The following is an 18,917-nucleotide window of genomic DNA, read 5'->3' as shown; positions in this document are numbered from 1 at the left end:
ATTGTTTTAGTTTTTTTTATAGTTCCATAAAATTCTCCATTGTCCATCTACCTCTGTTGCATAGACATTCTGTACGATAGTGAAATTGCCAAAATCGCCTTTGAATTGTTGGTTAACCTGTACTCTATATACAACAGCAAAAGAATTGCTTGTTTCATCCATGGCCCAATCCTTCAGTTTTTTCGTTTTCTCCAATGTAAAACTAAAGTCCTCAGTACCAAGATAGCCCATAAACAATTCGCCTCTTACCTGGAGATATTCCTTCTTATCCATTTTTTCCTGCATGAAGGGATGGAACAATTCCCAAGAAAGAGAATAAACACCTGCCTGTTCATATTCATAAAAATTCTCTACAGCCCGTTCAGCTTGATTTTTCGGTGAAAACAACTGAAATAAGAGTATGATAATTGTAATTAAGACGACCCCTGCAGCAACAAGGACAATTCCTTTCTTCATAGAAGCGCTCCTCCACGAACATGGTATCTTTACATTCTATTCGCAGAAGAGCACTGATATTAATTAAATTGACAAGCTATTAGGTTGCAAGTGATCCGCCATCTACTGGATAGGTTGCCCCTGTTACGAAAGAGGCTTCATCTGAGGCGAGGAATAATACGACCTGTGCTACTTCTACTGGCAAACCATAGCGTTTCATTGGCACACTTGCCTGAATTTGTTTTCGTACGTTTTCTATATTATCTGGCGACATGTTTTTTTCAATATTTCCTAGCATTTGGGTATCTATCGCATAATTGCTCCCTAGCTCTAATAGAAAAAGCCCTGCATAAGAAACTACAGGACCTCTTTGCTAATTGGCACGGTATACTGAATTAATGAACGTCCGTTTAAATGTATTCCCTTGCTTGGTGGTACCTCTCACTTCTGTGGTAATGACATAGCTTTGATTCTTTTTTTGCAACGGAATTGTCTGTGACAGACTTGTTTTATTTTCATAGGTGGTAACTAGCTCAGGAGCTGCACCAGACTCCTTCATGTAATAGGTTGCCTTTACTGTTTCTGGTTTCACATACGTAGGATCAGTTGAGACAGCAAATGGGATATGGCTTGTTTCTACAAGGTTTTCTGCTGACACAGTTACAAAAGCCTTTTCGTCATAATCGGCAATAAGAAGGTACGCATTCGCTTGGGCACTTTTCAAGCGAAGCTCCCATTCCCCAACCTGTAAATCTTCGAGTGTAAAATGGTGGGTGATTGCATTGATGAAATATCCTTCCTTGTTCTCTGTCACTTTTGGCTTCACTTGCACTGTTTTACCGGAAGGATTCGTTAGTTCTATGCTAGATAACGGCTCTGCTGTCAGGAGCTGAAGCGAAGCCTGCTGGATTGTTTCATCAATGAATAGAGGGACCTTTTCCTCCGTCCCATTTTCCAATTCTCCACCGGTAACCCATTGATTGCGGGCTTCCTTCGCTTCGATTGCCTCTTCATAAATAGGAGTATTCTTCGTTAGACTGCTCAGGCTGTTCCCTGTAATCACATCTTCAAATATGGGAAATGTTGCGCCAGATCGTACGGTTGTATGGTTCCAGTTACCGATTTCCAGCAATTGCCCTACTGGGAGCTGACTGCTACTTGTCGTCACTACTCCATCATTGTCCCCATAGCTATTTAAGTACATCCCACCAAACCAAGTAGACGAAAACATAGAGCCCCAATTTGTCCCGCCAATTGTATAATAATCATGAGCTGACGCGGTAGGTTCTGCATCTGTTATCGAACGAAAGTATGCCATATAGCCTGTTTCCATTGCAGAGGTTCCTTCCCCTTGAGCGCCAATCAAATCAGCAAGCCAGCCAGCCCAACTGCTATCCGCTAGATCTGCAAGCTGTGATCCATGATGTGGACTAGAAAGGGTAATCACATTTTCTACATATTGCCCAGCACCATAATAAGTAAGGGCCGTCTGTGCATCCACACCACCTTTACTGTACGCAATAATGGTGATCGGTTTATACGAAAAATGTGCCGCAATTTCTTCTATTTTTTCTGCTAGGAGTTGGCCATTGTCCCACATATCCGCAGAAGCCCCACCAGCATCATGTAGCTGAATAAATGCAGTCTGATACCCCGTTTCAAAGGCCGTCTGGTACATATCATTATCCTCCCAGAAAATCTGTGCAGCATTATTCAGTCCCGGGACAAACAGCAATACGGGAGCATCTGCGATCAGGTTTGTTGGTGTATCACCTGCATACCATTCCCCCGGTGTCTCGTCATTTCCATTACTAGCCTTGCCATTTAGAGAATATGCTCCGTCTTCTTCTACTAACACAGGATCTGGGATGGGGTGTTCAAGTGGCTGTGCTTGGATCGTGTCACGTAATAATCCAAATAACAAAATAAACAATAAGGATACGGCAATTCTTCCAAGTGTTTTCACAAGAGAACCTCCTCATTTTTTACAATAGGAAAATATAAAATTTTAGCCAGGAAGCAATGATGACATAGCTAAAGTTTTAAAGTTCCAAGTAAAGAGAAAAACGAATGCATTCGCTAAAAGACGAGTAAATGGAAGTTTTTCTAAAATGCCCTTACTAGTTGATATGAGGTAGAAAGCTTATCCTATTACTAAATCGGGACAATTTAACCAGGGATTTACATTGGTTGAATTAAATATTGGATATAACTAGAGATGTTCTGCGGTTCGTTGCAGGCTTGAGGAATAGTTAATCATTTTCTATATGTTTTTTCCTTAACTTATTTAATTCGGGTATACGGTGATATAAAGTTGATATTCTATCTACTACTTCTAGTTTCACTTCGCATCCTATTCTGTTAGTTGATTAACGACATTTATAGTGTTTTCAAATGTAACCATATGAGAAGTCTTTTCCATTTATAATTCCTTCTATTCCTTGGCAATCGCAGTCCTTATAAGTTACAAAACCAGCCCCTTTTTCTTGGCATTTGCATCTAATGCTGCGCCGATAGCGACACCAAGTCCAACACCAAGCGGTAATCCTATCCCAATATTTTCAAATATAAGGAGCCCAAATACGACACCTAAGCTTGTTCCTATGGGCATATATACGCTGAAATAAAAGCCGCTTGTTACTAAATTGTGTTTTTTCATAAGGTGAGTACTGATGTTATTTATTTTTTGTTTGTGATGTTTAATATCATCTTCTGTGATCGTGCTGTTCTTTTCCAAAAGGTCCTTAATATGGGACTCTAAGTCAGTAAAATACTGTTCACACTCTTCACATTCATTTGAGAAAGAATCTAATCTGTTTATAATTCGATTAAATTTTTCTAATTCAAGTTCTGTGGCAACCTGTTCATCAACATTGTTACTTATTTCTTCAATACTATTTACTACGTTCTTCACTCTTTGACTTTCCATGGAACACCCACCTTTATTGGTTAATTCCCTTCATAACCTAATACGGCTACAAAGTTAAAATGTTTCGAAAATTAATCACAATAGGAGGACCAATATTAAAATTTGTCCTCCTAAACCTATTGTTTTTCTAAATCACATGAATCATGGTCTGGATATAGCATTGCACAAGGATATAAAACACAATGGCATACCCCAAATTAAACTTAATCCCATTTTTAAACCCATTCAACCCGTTGGATGCGCTAAGCACAATAACCGGCATAATAAGTGGGGAAAGCAAGATAGAAATAACGCTACCTGATGTTACCGCAAGCACGATGAGTTCTGGTGGATATGGCAGAGCAATGGATTCGAGAATCCCGGCAACTAGAACCATAACGGTCAGGGGACCTAGCCCTAAGAACCCGAGTAAGATAACGATAAACGGCAGCAAATAAAGGAAATTAAGAAACGGAATATGCTGCTGCAAGTAATAAACACCATCTACAATAGATGTGCCGAATCCCGTCTGGTTCAGAGCTGAGATCAGCACACCCGCTCCCAGCATGATACTAAGCTGATAGGATTGTTTCAGCATTCCTTCTTTTGTGTAATGGTGCGCTTCTTCCATGAATTTACCTGGTCGCCGTTTTATTGCGTAATACAACAAGCTCCAAAAGAAAATGACAATGGGGATGGTCATCATTAACTCAAGCCCAAAGAACCCATGCAATGCAAAAATGGTACCGAACAATGTCACGAATAAAAACAAAAATTCCATAACAAGTTTCCGACTAACCTTCTTAGATGAAGCGCTTTGCAAAATCCCAGCGATTTTCCCTTGTAAAACGGTTGTGATGTCAAGGCCATATTTCTTTTCATCCCTGATGGAGAAAACAACTGATATCCCTATACCAAGCGCAGCGATGACCATCCCTTGGATAATGGCAAGCCAAAGCGAAGCCTTCATCGTTTCAACTGCAAATATAAAGCTCGGTATGCTGACAACCCACATGGTAGAAAGGGCAAAAGATCGGAGCACAGCGGTCCCTTTGAAATTTTCCCAGCCCTCCCCTTTTTCACCCTTTAAAATATCATTAATAAACTGATACACCATGGGAATGGCTCCAAAAAGTAAGAAATAAGATATCACCTGCGTAAATACCATGGCAGAAAAATAAAATTTTCTGCTCGTGTTAATCGCATGATGTGCTCGTGAAAGAATTGCCTCCATATAGGCCTCTCCACGCAAAACCCAGCTAATCATTGGGACGATAATAAGCAGTCCAATAATGTCCCGCATTTGTAAAAAGCCAGCATAGATGTCGGAAAGGGTAAAATTGTTTGCATATAAGAGTACAACCAATCCGATAAGAAATAGCATGAGTGGCAGCTTGAAACCCTTCAGTCCAAAATGCAGAAAGGCAAACAATAAAATAGCAAAGCCACTGATAGCTAGGACAGTTAACAGGATGTCTGATGGGAAAAAGTAAGTTAAAAAATGTAAAATAGCATAAACTATTGTGGCAATACGTAGCCCGTAAGCTTTTATTTTCATTAGGCAAACTCCTCTTGTTAGCAATCTATCCATTAATAGCATAGACCTTTTTTAACGTGTTCTCAAGTTGATTTGTGTAGACGTTTGATTGGTGCTCTGGTTTCACTTTGGGGTGTTTTGGTTTCAGTTTGGGGCGTTGGGGGTTCACTTTGGGGTGCTCTTGATTCACTTTGCTCCAAGTATTTTTTATAAACAACTTCTAAAAATTCCCCTCCTACATAGGATAGTAAAGTGTGTTATTAACATCAGGGAGGGACAGCAATGCCGAGTGGAGTTCATCAGCTGGAAGTAGATCTTCCCATTCGTAATACATGGTCGTTTATTAGTAATATTACGAATTGGGCAACCTTGGTTCCGGGTTATGTGGAACATAAAATCCTTAATGAGAGGCAGTCAACGTGGACTTTTCGCGGGGATGCAGGCGTGGTACATAAGACGGTGTGCCTTAGAATTGACATTCAGGAATGGCAGGAGCCTGCACGTATCTCCTTTACTCTCAAAGGAATAAACGAGAATTTTTCCGGCGATGGCTATTTCCACGCAGAGGAATTAACAAATTCGACAGTTAAAATGACCGGCTATCTGCACATCACGGCCAAGGGACTAATTGGACCGATGGTGAACACGATGCTACGGACCATGCTACCGCGTACGACAAGGGATTTCACGGAAGCGGTGGTACGGAAGATGCAGCGAGCAGAGGCTATTGCACGATAAATTTTTATTGGAAAGATTACCTAGTTGGTAGTCTTTTTTCTTTTGGTAAGAGTCTTTCTAGCGTTGCGCATTTCTCCCTCCTTCATCTCACGTGTGATTTACTCTCTATCAGCATAATGATAGAATAGATCAGTCATCAGTTTTTTATATGAAGGAGATCGCTTATGAACATATTACATAAAAACCGTGCGGTGAATGATGCGCTGAAAATTATTATTGGTGCTACACTCGTTGCGTTAAGTTATAATGTCTTTTTATTACCTTCAAAGCTAGCTGCAGGTGGAATTTCCGGGATTAGTACCATCTTATTTGAAATGTATGAATTAAGTCCTGCTTATACACAAATGCTTATCAATATTCCAATTTTCATTATCGGCTGGATTGCACTTGGAAAAAGCTTTAGCTGGAAAACGTTGATTGGTACGTTTTGGGTACCGTTTATCATTTGGCTTTCCGCTGATATTCCGTATACCGTTACAAATCCACTATTAGGTGCGATTTATGGAGGAATTGTCCTAGGTACAGGCCTTGGCATCGTCTATAAAGGAAACGGCTCTACTGGTGGAACGGCCGCCATTGCCCAAATCGTAAAGAAATTCACCGGGATCTCAAGTGGTTATTCCCAGTTAATTGTCGATGGCTTTGTTGTTATTTCTTCGATTATTGTGTTCAGCCTTGAGCTGACATTGTTTGCCTTAATGGCGATTTATATAACAAGTAAAACAATTGATATTGTTCAATTACGTACCTCTGCTACAAAACTAATTATGATTATCACAGAAGAAGAGGAGAAAATTCAGCAAATAATTAGAAATGGAATAGACAGGGGAATTACCAAGGTGCGCTCTGTTGGTGGCTATTCCAATCAGGATAAGACGATGATTCTATGCGTGACAGAGCAGCAGGAAGCTGTACAACTCAAGCGTATCTTGCAAAAAGAAGAGCCCACGACATTCGTTATCTTCATTAATGCTTCCGAAATACTTGGTCGCGGGTTTTCATTGGACAAGTACTATGGACAGAAATTATAAACGAGTAACCTGGCAACTTAGGTATTGAGGCTTTTGTGTTGCTGCGTCTCTTTTGGGTAGTGTTGCGTCTCTTTGGGATGTCGGTGCGTCTCTTTTGGGTGGTTCTGCGTCTCCCTCGGAAGGCGGTGCGTCTCTTTAGTTTGGTGCTACTCTCACGCGACTCCATCCTGCTCTGACGCGACTTGCCTCTTCTCCCACTCGACTTGCTCCCACTCCCACGCGACTTCACATTACCTCACATTTACAACACCCGAAAAGAGACGCCCTCACACTGGAGGACGTCTCTTTTTATGCAGGATGATGCAGTCTCTCTGCCATATGTTGGATTTTCGCCATGGTGCTGATGTCCATGTTGCCACCACTGACGACAACTCCTAGGTGTCTAGACTTGATATGTTGATGGTGTGCAAACAATGCTGCGATGGCGGCAGCACCAGCGCCTTCCATTAAAGTTTTGTTTCGCTCCAGCATATAAACAATGGCGGAGGCAATTTCCTCATCGGTCACGGTGAGGATATCATCTACGTATTCTCTAATTATAGGTAGGGTGCGCTTGCCGGGTTGTTTAACTGCAATACCTTCTGCGATGGTGTTGACAGATTGCAGCCTGACGTCTTTCCCTTTATAAAAACTATCGTGCATGGCCGACGCACCTTCTGCCTGGACGCCGATAATTTTTATGTTCCGGTTTACATATTTTGCAGCGACAGCTATGCCACTTATTAACCCGCCCCCGCCAATTGGGACCAGTATGGTATCAAGCCGGTCTTCTTGTTTTAGCATTTCCATGGCGATCGTTCCCTGACCTGCCATGACATCATAATCATCGAAGGGATGAATATAGACGGCTCCTGTTTGCATTTGCCTTTTCAGTGAGGCATCATAGGCTTCCTGAAATGATTCCCCTGTCAAAACAATTTCTGCTCCGTAGTTTTTCGTTGCCTGTACCTTAGCTGAAGGTGTTTTTTCTGCCATAAAAATGGTTGCCTTGATGCCGAGCTTCGCTGCTGCATAAGCGACTCCCTGGGCATGGTTTCCAGCAGACGCGGTGATTACACCCTTGTTTCGTTCCTGCTTCGATAACTGCATCAACTTAAAGGTTGCCCCTCTAAATTTAAATGCCCCTGTTTTTTGTTGGTTTTCCATCTTAAAGTAAACTTTTTTTCCTACGATGCGATTTGTTGTTTCTGACGTGATAATTGGTGTTCGGTGAACAATAGGACGTAAAATTCCTAATGCGGTATGAACCTTTTCACCTGTTAAGCAATCCCCAATGGTTTCACACTCCTTGAAATTTTTAGACCTGGAATCAGCTATTGCTTTTCGAATGCTACAATCTTCTCCTCGTGGTGCAGGGTTAACGCAATATCATCCCAGCCATTTAATAGCTTCTTTTTATGATATGACGGAATCTCGAAGGATATTTTCTTTCCTGTCCGATCCGTGATGCTTTGCTCTTCCAATTCAACCTTTAACACCAGTTTAGATTGTTGCGCTTGTGCGAGCCATACATCAACTTGATCCTTCTCCATCTGAATCGGTAAAATTCCATTTTTCAATGCATTGTTATAAAAAATATCCGCAAAGCTTGGGGCGATCACAACCTGAAAGCCATAATCCAACAAGGCCCATGGGGCATGTTCACGCGAAGAGCCGCAGCCGAAATTTTCACCTGCTATAAGGATAGAAGCACCATCGTAAGCTGGATCATTCAGAGAAAAATCCTGACGTTTCAGCCCATCATCATCATAGCGCCAATGATAAAATAAAAACTGCCCAAACCCAGTGCGTTCAATTCGCTTTAAAAATTGCTTCGGTATAATTTGGTCTGTGTCTACATTCGTTCGGTTTAATGGATAGACCAATCCTTCATGCTCCTGTAATGCCTGCATTTCGACCTACCTCCTAGCTCGGTACACTTGTATAGTTTCTGACGTCAACAAAATGGCCTTCGATCGCAGCTGCTGCAGCCATTTCTGGACTTACTAAATGAGTACGGGCGCCATTTCCTTGTCTACCTTCAAAATTTCGGTTAGAGGTGGAGGCACATCTTCCGCCTGGTGGCACAACATCATCATTCATTGCCAGGCACATGCTACATCCTGCTTCCCGCCATTCAAAGCCAGCTTCTTTAAAGATCGTGTCCAGTCCTTCTTTTTCGGCTTGTAATTTTATGCTGAAGGAACCTGGTACGACAATGGCCCGCACATTTTCACTTACCTTCTTCCCAGCAACAATCGCAGCCGCTTTTTGTAAATCACTTAACCTAGAGTTCGTACAAGAACCAATGAAAACATGGTCAATGTTAATGGAGGTAATCGGCTGATTTTCTTCGAGTCCCATATAGTCCAGGGCGCGTGCTACATCTTCTTTGTATTCAACGTCGCCCAAATCAGGCGTCTTACCACTTACCGGAACACACATGCCTGGGTTGGTTCCCCAGGAAACTTGAGGCTCTATCTCATCTGCATGGATGACCACGCGGTGATCATATTCTGCGCCCTCATCTGTAGCTAATGCCAACCAGGAATCTGCCAGCTGATCAAAATCTTCCCCGTCTGGCACATACTCTCTCCCTTTCAGGAAATTTATTGTTTTTTCATCCGGGCTAATTAGTCCTGCTCTCGCTCCTGCTTCAATCGACATATTGCAAACCGTCATGCGACCTTCCATGGACAAATTACGGATTGCTTCACCGGTATATTCCAACACATGGCCTGTGCCGAAACGAACACCAAACTTCGCTATGATAGCTAGGATCAAATCTTTAGCTGTTACACCAGGGCCTAGATCGCCTTCGACATGCACATTTAATGTCTTTGGCTTTTCTTGCCATATGCTCTGCGTTGCCAAAACATGCTCTACCTCACTTGTGCCGATTCCAAAGGCCAAGGCACCAAATGCACCATGTGTTGAGGTATGGCTATCCCCACAGACAATGGTTTTGCCGGGTTGAGTGAGTCCTAGTTGTGGCCCGATTACGTGCACGATTCCCTGGTCAGGATGCTGCATATCAGCGAGTGGAATCCCAAACGCATCACAGTTCTCTTTTAATGTTTGCATTTGTTTTTTAGCAATTTCGTCCTTCATTTGATCCCTGTTTTTTGTGGGAACATTATGATCCATCGTTGCGTACGTTAAATCCGGTCTTCGCACCTTACGTCCATTTAAGCGTAAGCCCTCAAATGCTTGTGGGGATGTAACTTCATGAACAAGGTGAAGATCAATATATAACAGGTCTGGTCTTCCCTCTTCCTGATGCACAATATGTTTTTGCCAAATTTTTTCAATAATTGTTTTTGGTTTATCCATTATGCCACCTCCTCGACTTAGGCATAGGTACTGCAAATACTATCGGAAACACTTTTTGTCGTCATGTTTTCGACTACAGCCTCTGTCATTTCTTTGGTTCCAACCTGCTTGCCATTTTTTACTGACAGATCTGCTGTATGGTAGCCCTGTTCAAGACATGCCCTGACTGCTTCTTCTATTTCATTTGCCTCTTCCTCCATTTGCAAGGAATGTCTTAGCATCAAAGCAGCGGAAAGGATCATGCCAAGTGGATTCGCGATTCCTTTTCCGGCAATGTCTGGTGCTGATCCATGAACTGGTTCATACAACCCGACTCCGTCTGAGCGAATACTTGCTGATGGTAGCATGCCGAGCGATCCGGTTAACACGGATGCTTCATCACTTAAAATATCGCCAAATAGATTTTCGGTTACGATGACATCAAATTGGGTTGGTGCTGTAATAAGCTTCATGGCAGCAGCATCCACAAGCATATGCTCTACTGTTACGTCAGGATATTCCTTGCTTTTCTCATTGACGACTTCTCTCCACAGTCTACTAGATTCTAATACATTTGCTTTATCAACAGAGGTTAGGTGTTTACGTCTAAGTCTTGCACTTTCAAATGCTTTTTCCACAATCCGCTCCATCTCACTGCGTTCATAATAAAGTGTGTCGACGACTGCCTTTCCACCTTTAATTCTTTCACTCGGTTTTCCAAAGTAAAGACCACCCGTCAATTCGCGGATAATTAGAATATCACTTCCATTTACCACTTCTTCTTTTAGTGGGGAAGCATGGAGAAGTGGAGCGAACCCTTGAATTGGTCTCAAGTTAGCAAACAGGCCGAGCTTTTTGCGAATGCCGAGTAATCCTTGCTCTGGGCGAATATTACCGGGGAGCGCTTCCCATTTCTTTCCTCCAACAGCACCTAGTAAAATAGCATCTGCTTGTTCGCACGCATGGATCGTATCATCCGGTAACGGGGTCCCATACTGGTCGATAGCGTCCCCACCAATCGCATGAGAATGGAAGGTAAAACGATGACCAAATTCGCTTGCCACTGTATTTAACACATACTTCGCTGACTCCATAATTTCTTTTCCAATACCATCACCTGGTAGCAGGATAATTTGTTTATTCATACGCTTCTCCTCCATTCTATTTTTACGTTTCCGATGCGACCACATTGCTTTCTTGTGAATGCTGTCTGACGATATAACGATTGACCGCGTTCAAAAAGGCGTTTGCAGATGCTTCGATGACATCCTGTGCTGTTCCTCTTCCGTTTACCGCTTGCCCATTCACCTCAAGCTGGACATGTGATTCGGCCAATGCGTCCTTTCCTCCACCTACAGAACTAAGTTGATAATCTATAAGTTTAAGATTCTCAGAAATTAACTCATCCAATGTCCGGTATACAGCTTCGACACTTCCCTGTCCGGTGCAAGCTGTTTGAACTGTCCTGCCATCAGGTGTTTGAAGTACAACAGTGGCAGTTGGGATATTCGCTGTACCATATTGAACCTGGAACATTTCGAGCTGGTACTTGTTAACAGAAGTCGTATCTGTTTGAACCTCCATGAGGATCGTAAACAGATCATCATCCGTTACTTCCTTTTTGTGATCGGTTAATTGCTTGAATGCATCGAAGGCACTTTTAAGCTTTTCTTCACTAAGCTCCATGCCGAGCTCTTTGACTTTATCCTTAAACGCATGTCGTCCTGAGTGTTTGCCAAGAACCAGGTTATTTGCTTTTACACCGACCATTTCAGGTGTCATAATTTCATAGGTTGAAGCGTGCTTCAAAACACCGTCTTGGTGGATGCCAGATTCATGAGCAAAGGCGTTGCGCCCTACTACTGCTTTATTTGCCTGCACATACATACCCGTTAATTTTGCTACAAGGTCGCTTGTTCGTTTTGTTTCTTCCAGTTTTAATCCTGTCGTATAAGGATAAAAATCAGAGCGAACTTTTAATGCGACGGCAATTTCTTCTAAGGAGGCATTTCCTGCCCGCTCCCCAATTCCATTGATCGTTCCTTCGATCTGCGTCGCACCATTTTCCACAGCGGCTAGTGAATTGGCAACTGCCATACCGAGGTCGTTGTGACAATGACAAGATAGGTGCACTTGGTCAATGTTTGGCACAGTTTCTTTAATATACTGGAACATCCGCCCATATTCAGCTGGCGTCGTATATCCAACTGTATCTGGCAAATTGATCACGGTTGCGCCTGCGTTGATGACACGTTCAATGATTTGCGCCAAAAAATCTAAATCCGATCTGGAAGCATCCTCTGCTGACCATTGAACATCATGGAATTTCGTTTTCGCATAGGTGACCATTTCGACTGCCGTATTCATCACCTGTTCTGGAGTCTTTTTCAATTTATACGTCATATGAATCGGGGAAGTAGCCAAGAATAGATGGATGCTTGGATATTCTGCCCCCTTCAACGCTTCCCATGCTGTATCGACATCTGACTTGACGGTACGAGCTAAAGCTGTAACCGAGGTGTTTTTTATCGTGTCAGCAATGGCTTTAACAGCTTGAAAATCTCCTTTGGAGGAAGCAGGAAACCCTGCCTCCATCCGATCCACTCCAAATCGCTCTAGCTGTTTGGCGATCTCCAGTTTTTCTAGTTGATTCAGATTCACGCCAGGTGACTGTTCGCCGTCTCGAAGGGTTGTATCGAAAATTTTAATTCGTGACATGCTCTTTCACATCCTTTTGCTTAGATTGTTTTGCTTGAAGTGGTTGCTTAACAAAAGGCATTAAATCACGTAACTCCTTTCCAACTTTTTCGATTTGGTGGTTGTTTTCTTTTTTATTAATTGCATTGAATTTTGGTCTGTTTGCTTGGTTTTCCAAAATCCACCCTTTGGCAAATTCACCAGTTTGGATGTCTGTAAGAACTTCTTTCATCCGAGCTTTTGTATCCTCATCGACAATTCTTGGACCTGAAGCAAAATCACCCCATTGTGCTGTGTCAGAGATAGAATAGCGCATGTTTTCAAGTCCACCTTCATAAATCAAGTCCACGATAAGTTTCATTTCGTGCAGACATTCAAAGTAAGCAACTTCTGGCTGATAGCCTGCTTCTGTTAAAGTCTCAAATCCTGCTTTGATTAAGCTTGTAAGGCCACCGCATAATACCGCCTGTTCACCAAATAGATCTGTTTCGGTTTCTTCTTGGAATGTTGTTTCCAGCACGCCTGCTCTTGCTGCCCCAATGCCTTGCGCATAAGCTAGTGCCAGCTCTGCAGCATTTCCTGTTACATCCTGAAAAACACCGAACAATGCAGGGACACCAGCGCCACCCTCATATGTTCTACGTACCAGATGTCCTGGCCCTTTTGGTGCTACTAAGAAAACATCCACATCTTCTGGAGGAACAATTTGGCTAAAATGAATGTTAAAGCCATGGGCAAAAGCAATGGCATTTCCTGGCTGCAGGTTAGATTTAATGCTTTCTGTGTAAACAGCTGTCTGATGTTCGTCAGGCAATAGAACCATTACCACATCTGCCTGGCTAACAGCTTCTGCTACAGAATGGACATCAAAGCCATCTTCCTCTGCTTTTTGTTGTGATTTCCCTGGTCTTAGCCCAACAACGACATCATAGCCGCTTTCTCTTAGGTTTAACGCATGGGCATGCCCCTGTGAGCCATAGCCAACTACCGCGATTTTCTTGTCCTTCAAAACCTCTGTTTGAATATCATTTTCATAGCGTACTTTTGTCATTTTATATTCCTCCTCAAGTTTTTATCCCGTCTTAACTGGTAACCCACAAAATGAAGTTTCACTTTACAATGGTGTGGCATGTAAATCTGTAACAGTTTTAGGTTGATGTCCTCTTAAAAATGCGGTGACGCCTGTTTTGGTCAACTCCTTAATGCCGTATGGGTGGAGCAGCTCAATAAGTGCTTCCACTTTGTCTGGTTTTCCGGTTACCTGTATGGTCATACTTTCCTTGCTTACATCAATTACCGAGGCCCGAAACGGGGAGATGATCCCTTGAATTTCAGCCCGCTGATGCCCATTGCTTCCTACTTTGATGAGGGCAAGCTCTCTGGCAACAATTGCTTTGTCGGTAATGTCCGATACTTTGATAACATCAATTTGTTTGTTCAGCTGTTTTGTCAGTTGTTCGAGGTTTTGGTGATCACTTACCTCAACGACAAACGTCATTTTCGAAATGCCCTCAGTCTCTGATTTCCCAACTGAAATACTGTCAATATTGAATTGCCGTTTATGCAGCATGCCGGTAATGCGATTTAGTACACCACTTCGATCTTGCACAGTAGCTGTAATGATTCGCTTCATCTCTTCACCCCAATCATTTCATGGAGCCCTTTTCCTGGTGCAATCATCGGATAGACACATTCCTTTTGGACAACCCGACAATCAACGACTACTGGCCCGTTATAGGAAAAAACCTCTTCTAGCATTTCTGGTGCGTCAGTCTCCTTTTCAATCCGTATACCTTTGATTCCGTAGCTTTCCGCGAGTTTTACAAAGTCAGGATTCTCGATGAAAAGTGATTCTGAGTAACGTTCCTCATAAAAACTTTCCTGCCACTGTCTTACCATCCCTAATGCCTGGTTGTTTACGATGATGACTTTCACTGGCAGCTGCTGTTCCTTCAAGACGGAAAGCTCTTGTAAGGTCATTTGAAAACCACCATCTCCAACCACTGCTACAACCAATTCTTCTGGTGCACCGAGCTGTGCTCCAATCGCAGCTGGAAAACCAAATCCCATCGTCCCAAGTCCGCCTGATGTAACCCATTTGTTTGGCTTATCGAAGGAATAATATTGTGCCGTCCACATTTGATGCTGCCCCACGTCTGTTGTAATGATCGCGTCCCCTTCCGAAATCTTGTGGATTTGATCGATGAGCCACTGTGGCGAAAGCAGTTCATCTGAGCGGTCGTACCAGAGTGGATATGTCAGTTTGTTGTGCTGTAATCCCTTTTGCCAGTCTTCATGATCTGTTTTAATGTCCTTTGTTAATAGTGCTTGTAGTGCAGCTTTCGCATCGGCTACTACTGGGATAGCAGTTGGAATGTTTTTGCCGATTTCAGCTGGGTCAATGTCAATATGGGCAACCTTGGCATGTGGAGCGAAATGCTGTAAGTTCCCAGTCAGTCGATCATCAAAGCGTGCTCCAATATTTAGCAATACATCACATTCATATAAAGCCATGTTTGCTGCATAGGTTCCATGCATCCCGGCCATTCCGAGCATTTGGGGGTGGGAGCCTGGAAAGCTTCCCAAACCGAGTAATGTATTGGCAACAGGTAGCTCGTATTTTTCAGCGAATTCCTTTAATTCTGCTGAGGCTTTTGAAAAGAGCACCCCTGCTCCCGCTAGGATGAGCGGCTTCTTAGCATGGCTTAAGGCTTCCGCTAGCTTCGTGATTTGTAAAGGGTTCGGATTCACATTTGGCTGGTAACCTGGCAGTGAAAAAGTGTTCGGATAAGACCCACCAGTTACTTCAGCTGATATGTTTTTTGGAATATCCACTACTACAGGACCTGGACGGCCAGTAGTAGCGATATGAAAAGCTTCTTTGACTACTCTTGGTAATTCCTCGATCGTTTTCACCTGGTAGTTGTATTTCGTTATTGGTGTCGTAATTCCCAGTACATCTGCCTCCTGAAATGCATCCGTTCCAATAACACCACTGGCCACCTGTCCGGTAAAAATAACGAGTGGTAAGGAATCCATCATGGCATCAGTAATTCCTGTAATAAGATTTGTTGCGCCAGGTCCAGAAGTTGCAATCACAACACCTGGTCTACCTGTTACTCTCGCGTATCCTTCCGCTGCATGAATGGATCCCTGCTCATGCCGGGAAAGGACGTGTTTAAAAGCTGCCTTACTTCTGTACACGGCATCATAGATTGGCAGAACAGCCCCGCCAGGATATCCGAATATGGTGTCCACTTGTTCATCAACCAAAGTCTGGATGAACAAATCTGCACCTGTCATAAATTCAGTTTCTCTTTTCGGTTCCTGTTTTACATCAAGTTTCACTACTACATGCCTCCCCCATTTGCTTTACTATCAAAAAAGGCCCTTCTCTCCCCTAAAACTGCGCAAATTAGCAGAATTATTGGGGAGAAAAGAGCCATCTTTTCACGGTACCACCCAGGTTTTATAGCATCCTCACGAATACTACCTTTAAGACTGGTAAACAGTCTAGTTGATAACAGGCACATACACTGTACCTGACCACGCCTACTTGGCATTCGCCGTTCAACGTGGCACTCAGGGAAGATGTCAGAACAAAATGTACTTCTGGGCTTCCAGCAACCCCAGCTCTCTGTGAATACATTGTGTTTGTTCCTTTGCTCCCGTCATCGAGTTAACCTATAGTTTTGTGTTGTTTTGTTTAAAAGTTGATAGTCAATTTGTTCCTTTGTTCAATAAAGTTTGAATATTTGATATTGCGGATAATCATATACCGTTTTAAATCAACAGTCAACAGCTTTTTCGAAGTTTTTTATTTCTTTAGATAACTCTGTTAATTTGAATGCGCTTTCATGCTTGTCAGGTAGGGAAACATCTGGAATGTTACAATTACGTTACATTGCGATATATTGATTAAATTATTGTAGTTACAGTTAAAATTTTGATTTTGTTTAATTAATATATCGCTGTTAATAGTTTTTACATTTAATGCCGTTATTTGGGGTTATTTGTTTTTATATAGTGATATATTGGCGTGGTAAGCATACCTTGTTGAGGGGCAGTGTTTGTGTGGAAATCGGAGTTGATGTGGTTATGGCGCTGGAAGGCGATGTTATTGAGATCTCGAGCGATGTTGCGGTGTTGGCAGGCGATGGTGTCGCGCTCACGACCGATGTCGCGACGCTCTCTGGCGATGTTGCGGTGCTCTCTGGCGATGTTACAACACTCAAGAGCTATGTTGTCACACTCTCAGCCGATAACAAGGCGCTCTCAAAAAAAGCTCCTCCCAGCTATTGGGAGGAGCTTCTTATCAAACTATTTATCTAAAAAATCGGTGACGGCACCTTTGGAAGAGCAGGAAACATTGTGGGCATACTTCCCTAGAATTCCTCGCTTATACAACGGTGGTGCTGTCCAATTGTTCTTCCGTTCTTCAAGTTCTTCAGCACTTACTTCCATACTGATTTCTTTTTTATCAGAATCGATCGTGACCATGTCGCCCTCCTTGAGGAATGCGATCGGGCCGCCAGCCTGGGCTTCAGGTGAGATATGTCCTACGACAAGTCCGTGAGTACCACCGGAAAATCTACCGTCTGTAAGCAATGCTACTTTTTCACCAAGTCCTTTTCCGACAAGGATAGCAGAAATCGAGAGCATTTCAGGCATGCCTGGCCCACCTTTTGGTCCAACATAGCGGATTACCAAGACATCTCCTTCGTTAATCTGGTTGTCCATAACTGCCGCTGTCGCTTCTTTTTCTGTATCAAAAACACGTGCTGGCCCTGTATGTCGGTTAACCTTCACGCCAGAAACCTTCGCTACAGCTCCGCTTGGGGACAGATTCCCTTTGAGTACGATGAGCGGACCATCTGCCCTTTTCGGGTTACTAAACGGCATAATAACCTCTTGGCCTTCAGATAACGATGGTGCATCCTCTAGATTTTCCGCAATTGTTTTTCCGGTAACGGTTAGACAGTCCCCATGCAAGTAGCCATTTTCATGCAACAACTTCATGACAGCTTGTACTCCGCCAACTCTGTGCAGGTCCTGCATGACATATTTCCCACTCGGTCTCAGGTCAGCAAGATGTGGTGTCTTTTCTTGAATTCTATTAAAATCATCAATAGTCAAATCTACTTTCATTGCATGCGCAATAGAGAGCAAATGCAGAATCGCGTTCGTAGAGCCGCCTAAAGCCATAACGACAGTAATTGCATTTTCAAATGCTTCTTTTGTCATAATATCTTTCGGGTAAATTCCTTTTTCGAGCAAGTGATAAACAGCTTTTCCAGCATCTTCACAATCTGCATGCTTTTCAGCGGACTCTGCTGGGTTTGAGGAACTTCCTGGAAGACTCATTCCCATCGCTTCTACTGCCGAAGCCATCGTGTTGGCAGTATACATCCCACCACAAGCTCCCGCACCAGGACATGCATTACACTCGATGTTATGCAATTCTTTGTCATCAATGGCGTTATTATTATGCTTCCCAACACCTTCAAACACGGAGACAAGGTCAATATTTTTATCATTATGTCGGCCTGGTGCAATCGTACCTCCATATACAAAAACGGCTGGTAACTCAGCATTAGCAATTGCGATCATACAGCCTGGGATATTTTTATCACATCCACCAATCGCGACAAAACCATCGAGATTTTCTGCCCCAACGACTGTTTCAATTGAGTCGGCAATGACATCCCGGCTCGGTAAGGAGTAACGCATCCCCTGAGTCCCCATGGAGATTCCATCCGAAACCGTGATGGTGTTGAAAATGAGGGGAACCCCGCCAGCGTCCCGAGCACCTTTTTTACTGCTCAGCGCTAAATCATTAATATGTATATTACAAGGCGTAACCTCGCTCCACGTACTCGCAATCCCAATCATCGGCTTTTTGAAATCCTCTTCGGTCACACCAACTGCACGAAGCATTGCTCTATTTGGTGCTTTCATTGCACCTTCACTGAAAACTTTACTTTTAATTCGCAAATCTTTATCCATCTAGTATCCCTACCTTTCTTTCGAAACATTATATGCCTAATTTTCTAATAGTTCAATGTATTTTTTGTTTTTTGTGAAAGAGAATTTTTTTGATGGTAGAAATAAAACGCTTCAGAGATAGGATTTTGTCGGCAAGTCATTTTTTAATAAAATTCGGGAAAACAAGTTATGGACATCGAAGAAAAACGAATGACTTTTAAACATTTCAGACATGATTCGACCTAGAATTCATGAATAAATATTCTTCTACTGTCCAACTTAAGATGGAGGTGAG

At 42.8% G+C, this 18,917-nt stretch carries 17 protein-coding genes; 3 read left to right on the top strand and 14 right to left on the bottom strand.

Annotated elements, in window-relative coordinates; all coding sequences use genetic code 11:
* Positions 1 to 6: 6 nt before the first annotated feature.
* The 5 genes from AC6CHS_RS10610 to AC6CHS_RS10590 all read right to left on the bottom strand — a co-directional run bounded on the left by AC6CHS_RS10610 (position 7) and on the right by AC6CHS_RS10590 (position 4,901).
* A complete protein-coding gene (locus tag AC6CHS_RS10610) occupies positions 7 to 456 on the bottom strand; it encodes a hypothetical protein (protein ID WP_498235968.1) in 450 nt (149 codons plus the stop codon).
* A gap of 79 nt (positions 457 to 535) precedes the next feature.
* Positions 536 to 745, bottom strand: coding sequence for an SDR family oxidoreductase (locus AC6CHS_RS10605; protein ID WP_498236478.1), 210 nt, complete (start codon positions 743 to 745; stop codon positions 536 to 538).
* A 63-nt stretch (positions 746 to 808) separates the two neighbouring features.
* Positions 809 to 2,401 carry an esterase/lipase family protein gene (locus AC6CHS_RS10600; RefSeq protein WP_498235967.1) on the bottom strand — a complete coding sequence of 531 codons (1,593 nt, stop codon included), beginning with the start codon at positions 2,399 to 2,401 and terminating at the stop codon, positions 809 to 811.
* A gap of 498 nt (positions 2,402 to 2,899) precedes the next feature.
* A complete protein-coding gene (locus tag AC6CHS_RS10595; RefSeq protein ID WP_498235966.1) occupies positions 2,900 to 3,364 on the bottom strand; it encodes a glycine zipper domain-containing protein in 465 nt (154 codons plus the stop codon).
* A gap of 127 nt (positions 3,365 to 3,491) precedes the next feature.
* On the bottom strand, positions 3,492 to 4,901 hold the full coding sequence (locus AC6CHS_RS10590) for a hypothetical protein (protein ID WP_161465159.1): 1,410 nt from the start codon (positions 4,899 to 4,901) through the stop codon (positions 3,492 to 3,494).
* 261 nt (positions 4,902 to 5,162) lie between these two features.
* Here AC6CHS_RS10590 and AC6CHS_RS10585 point away from each other — a divergent pair, with 261 nt between their 5' ends.
* A complete protein-coding gene (locus AC6CHS_RS10585; protein ID WP_498235965.1) occupies positions 5,163 to 5,618 on the top strand; it encodes an SRPBCC family protein in 456 nt (151 codons plus the stop codon).
* Positions 5,619 to 5,782: 164 nt separating this feature from the next.
* Complete coding sequence (locus AC6CHS_RS10580; RefSeq protein ID WP_498235964.1) at positions 5,783 to 6,649, top strand: YitT family protein; 867 nt, start codon at positions 5,783 to 5,785, stop codon at positions 6,647 to 6,649.
* A gap of 288 nt (positions 6,650 to 6,937) precedes the next feature.
* On the opposite strand, the gene ilvA is transcribed toward AC6CHS_RS10580, so the two are convergent.
* The 8 genes from ilvA to ilvB form a co-directional block, all read right to left on the bottom strand.
* Positions 6,938 to 7,924: a threonine ammonia-lyase gene (gene ilvA, locus AC6CHS_RS10575; protein ID WP_498236476.1), complete on the bottom strand. Its 987-nt coding sequence runs from the start codon at positions 7,922 to 7,924 to the stop codon at positions 6,938 to 6,940.
* A gap of 38 nt (positions 7,925 to 7,962) precedes the next feature.
* Positions 7,963 to 8,541: a 3-isopropylmalate dehydratase small subunit gene (gene leuD, locus AC6CHS_RS10570; RefSeq protein WP_498235963.1), complete on the bottom strand. Its 579-nt coding sequence runs from the start codon at positions 8,539 to 8,541 to the stop codon at positions 7,963 to 7,965.
* A 13-nt stretch (positions 8,542 to 8,554) separates the two neighbouring features.
* Positions 8,555 to 9,961, bottom strand: a complete 1,407-nt coding sequence (gene leuC / locus AC6CHS_RS10565; RefSeq protein WP_498235962.1) for a 3-isopropylmalate dehydratase large subunit — start codon at positions 9,959 to 9,961, stop codon at positions 8,555 to 8,557.
* Positions 9,962 to 9,978: 17 nt separating this feature from the next.
* Positions 9,979 to 11,085 carry a 3-isopropylmalate dehydrogenase gene (gene leuB, locus AC6CHS_RS10560; RefSeq protein ID WP_498235961.1) on the bottom strand — a complete coding sequence of 369 codons (1,107 nt, stop codon included), beginning with the start codon at positions 11,083 to 11,085 and terminating at the stop codon, positions 9,979 to 9,981.
* Positions 11,086 to 11,107: 22 nt separating this feature from the next.
* Positions 11,108 to 12,658 (bottom strand): 2-isopropylmalate synthase, encoded by a 1,551-nt coding sequence (locus tag AC6CHS_RS10555; RefSeq protein ID WP_498235960.1) that lies wholly within the window; start codon positions 12,656 to 12,658, stop codon positions 11,108 to 11,110.
* A complete protein-coding gene (ilvC, locus tag AC6CHS_RS10550) occupies positions 12,645 to 13,688 on the bottom strand; it encodes a ketol-acid reductoisomerase (protein WP_498235959.1) in 1,044 nt (347 codons plus the stop codon). Before ilvC ends, AC6CHS_RS10555 begins: the two co-directional genes overlap by 14 nt.
* A 63-nt stretch (positions 13,689 to 13,751) precedes the next feature.
* Positions 13,752 to 14,270, bottom strand: coding sequence for an acetolactate synthase small subunit (ilvN, locus tag AC6CHS_RS10545; protein WP_036575488.1), 519 nt, complete (start codon positions 14,268 to 14,270; stop codon positions 13,752 to 13,754).
* Positions 14,267 to 15,940 (bottom strand): acetolactate synthase large subunit, encoded by a 1,674-nt coding sequence (gene ilvB / locus AC6CHS_RS10540; RefSeq protein ID WP_498236474.1) that lies wholly within the window; start codon positions 15,938 to 15,940, stop codon positions 14,267 to 14,269. The genes ilvN and ilvB overlap by 4 nt, the downstream gene beginning before the upstream one ends.
* Before the next feature lie 771 nt (positions 15,941 to 16,711).
* On the opposite strand from ilvB, the gene AC6CHS_RS10535 reads away from it, so the two are divergent.
* Positions 16,712 to 16,969 (top strand): hypothetical protein, encoded by a 258-nt coding sequence (locus AC6CHS_RS10535; protein ID WP_498235958.1) that lies wholly within the window; start codon positions 16,712 to 16,714, stop codon positions 16,967 to 16,969.
* Here AC6CHS_RS10535 and ilvD read toward each other — a convergent pair.
* Positions 16,958 to 18,643 (bottom strand): dihydroxy-acid dehydratase, encoded by a 1,686-nt coding sequence (ilvD, locus tag AC6CHS_RS10530; protein ID WP_498235957.1) that lies wholly within the window; start codon positions 18,641 to 18,643, stop codon positions 16,958 to 16,960. The genes AC6CHS_RS10535 and ilvD overlap by 12 nt on opposite strands.
* Positions 18,644 to 18,917 lie beyond the last annotated feature (274 nt).

Source organism: Oceanobacillus sp. GQ8 (assembly GCF_059758495.1).
The sequence above is the reverse complement of the archived record's forward strand: the minus strand, read 5'-3'. Positions and strand labels throughout refer to the sequence as shown.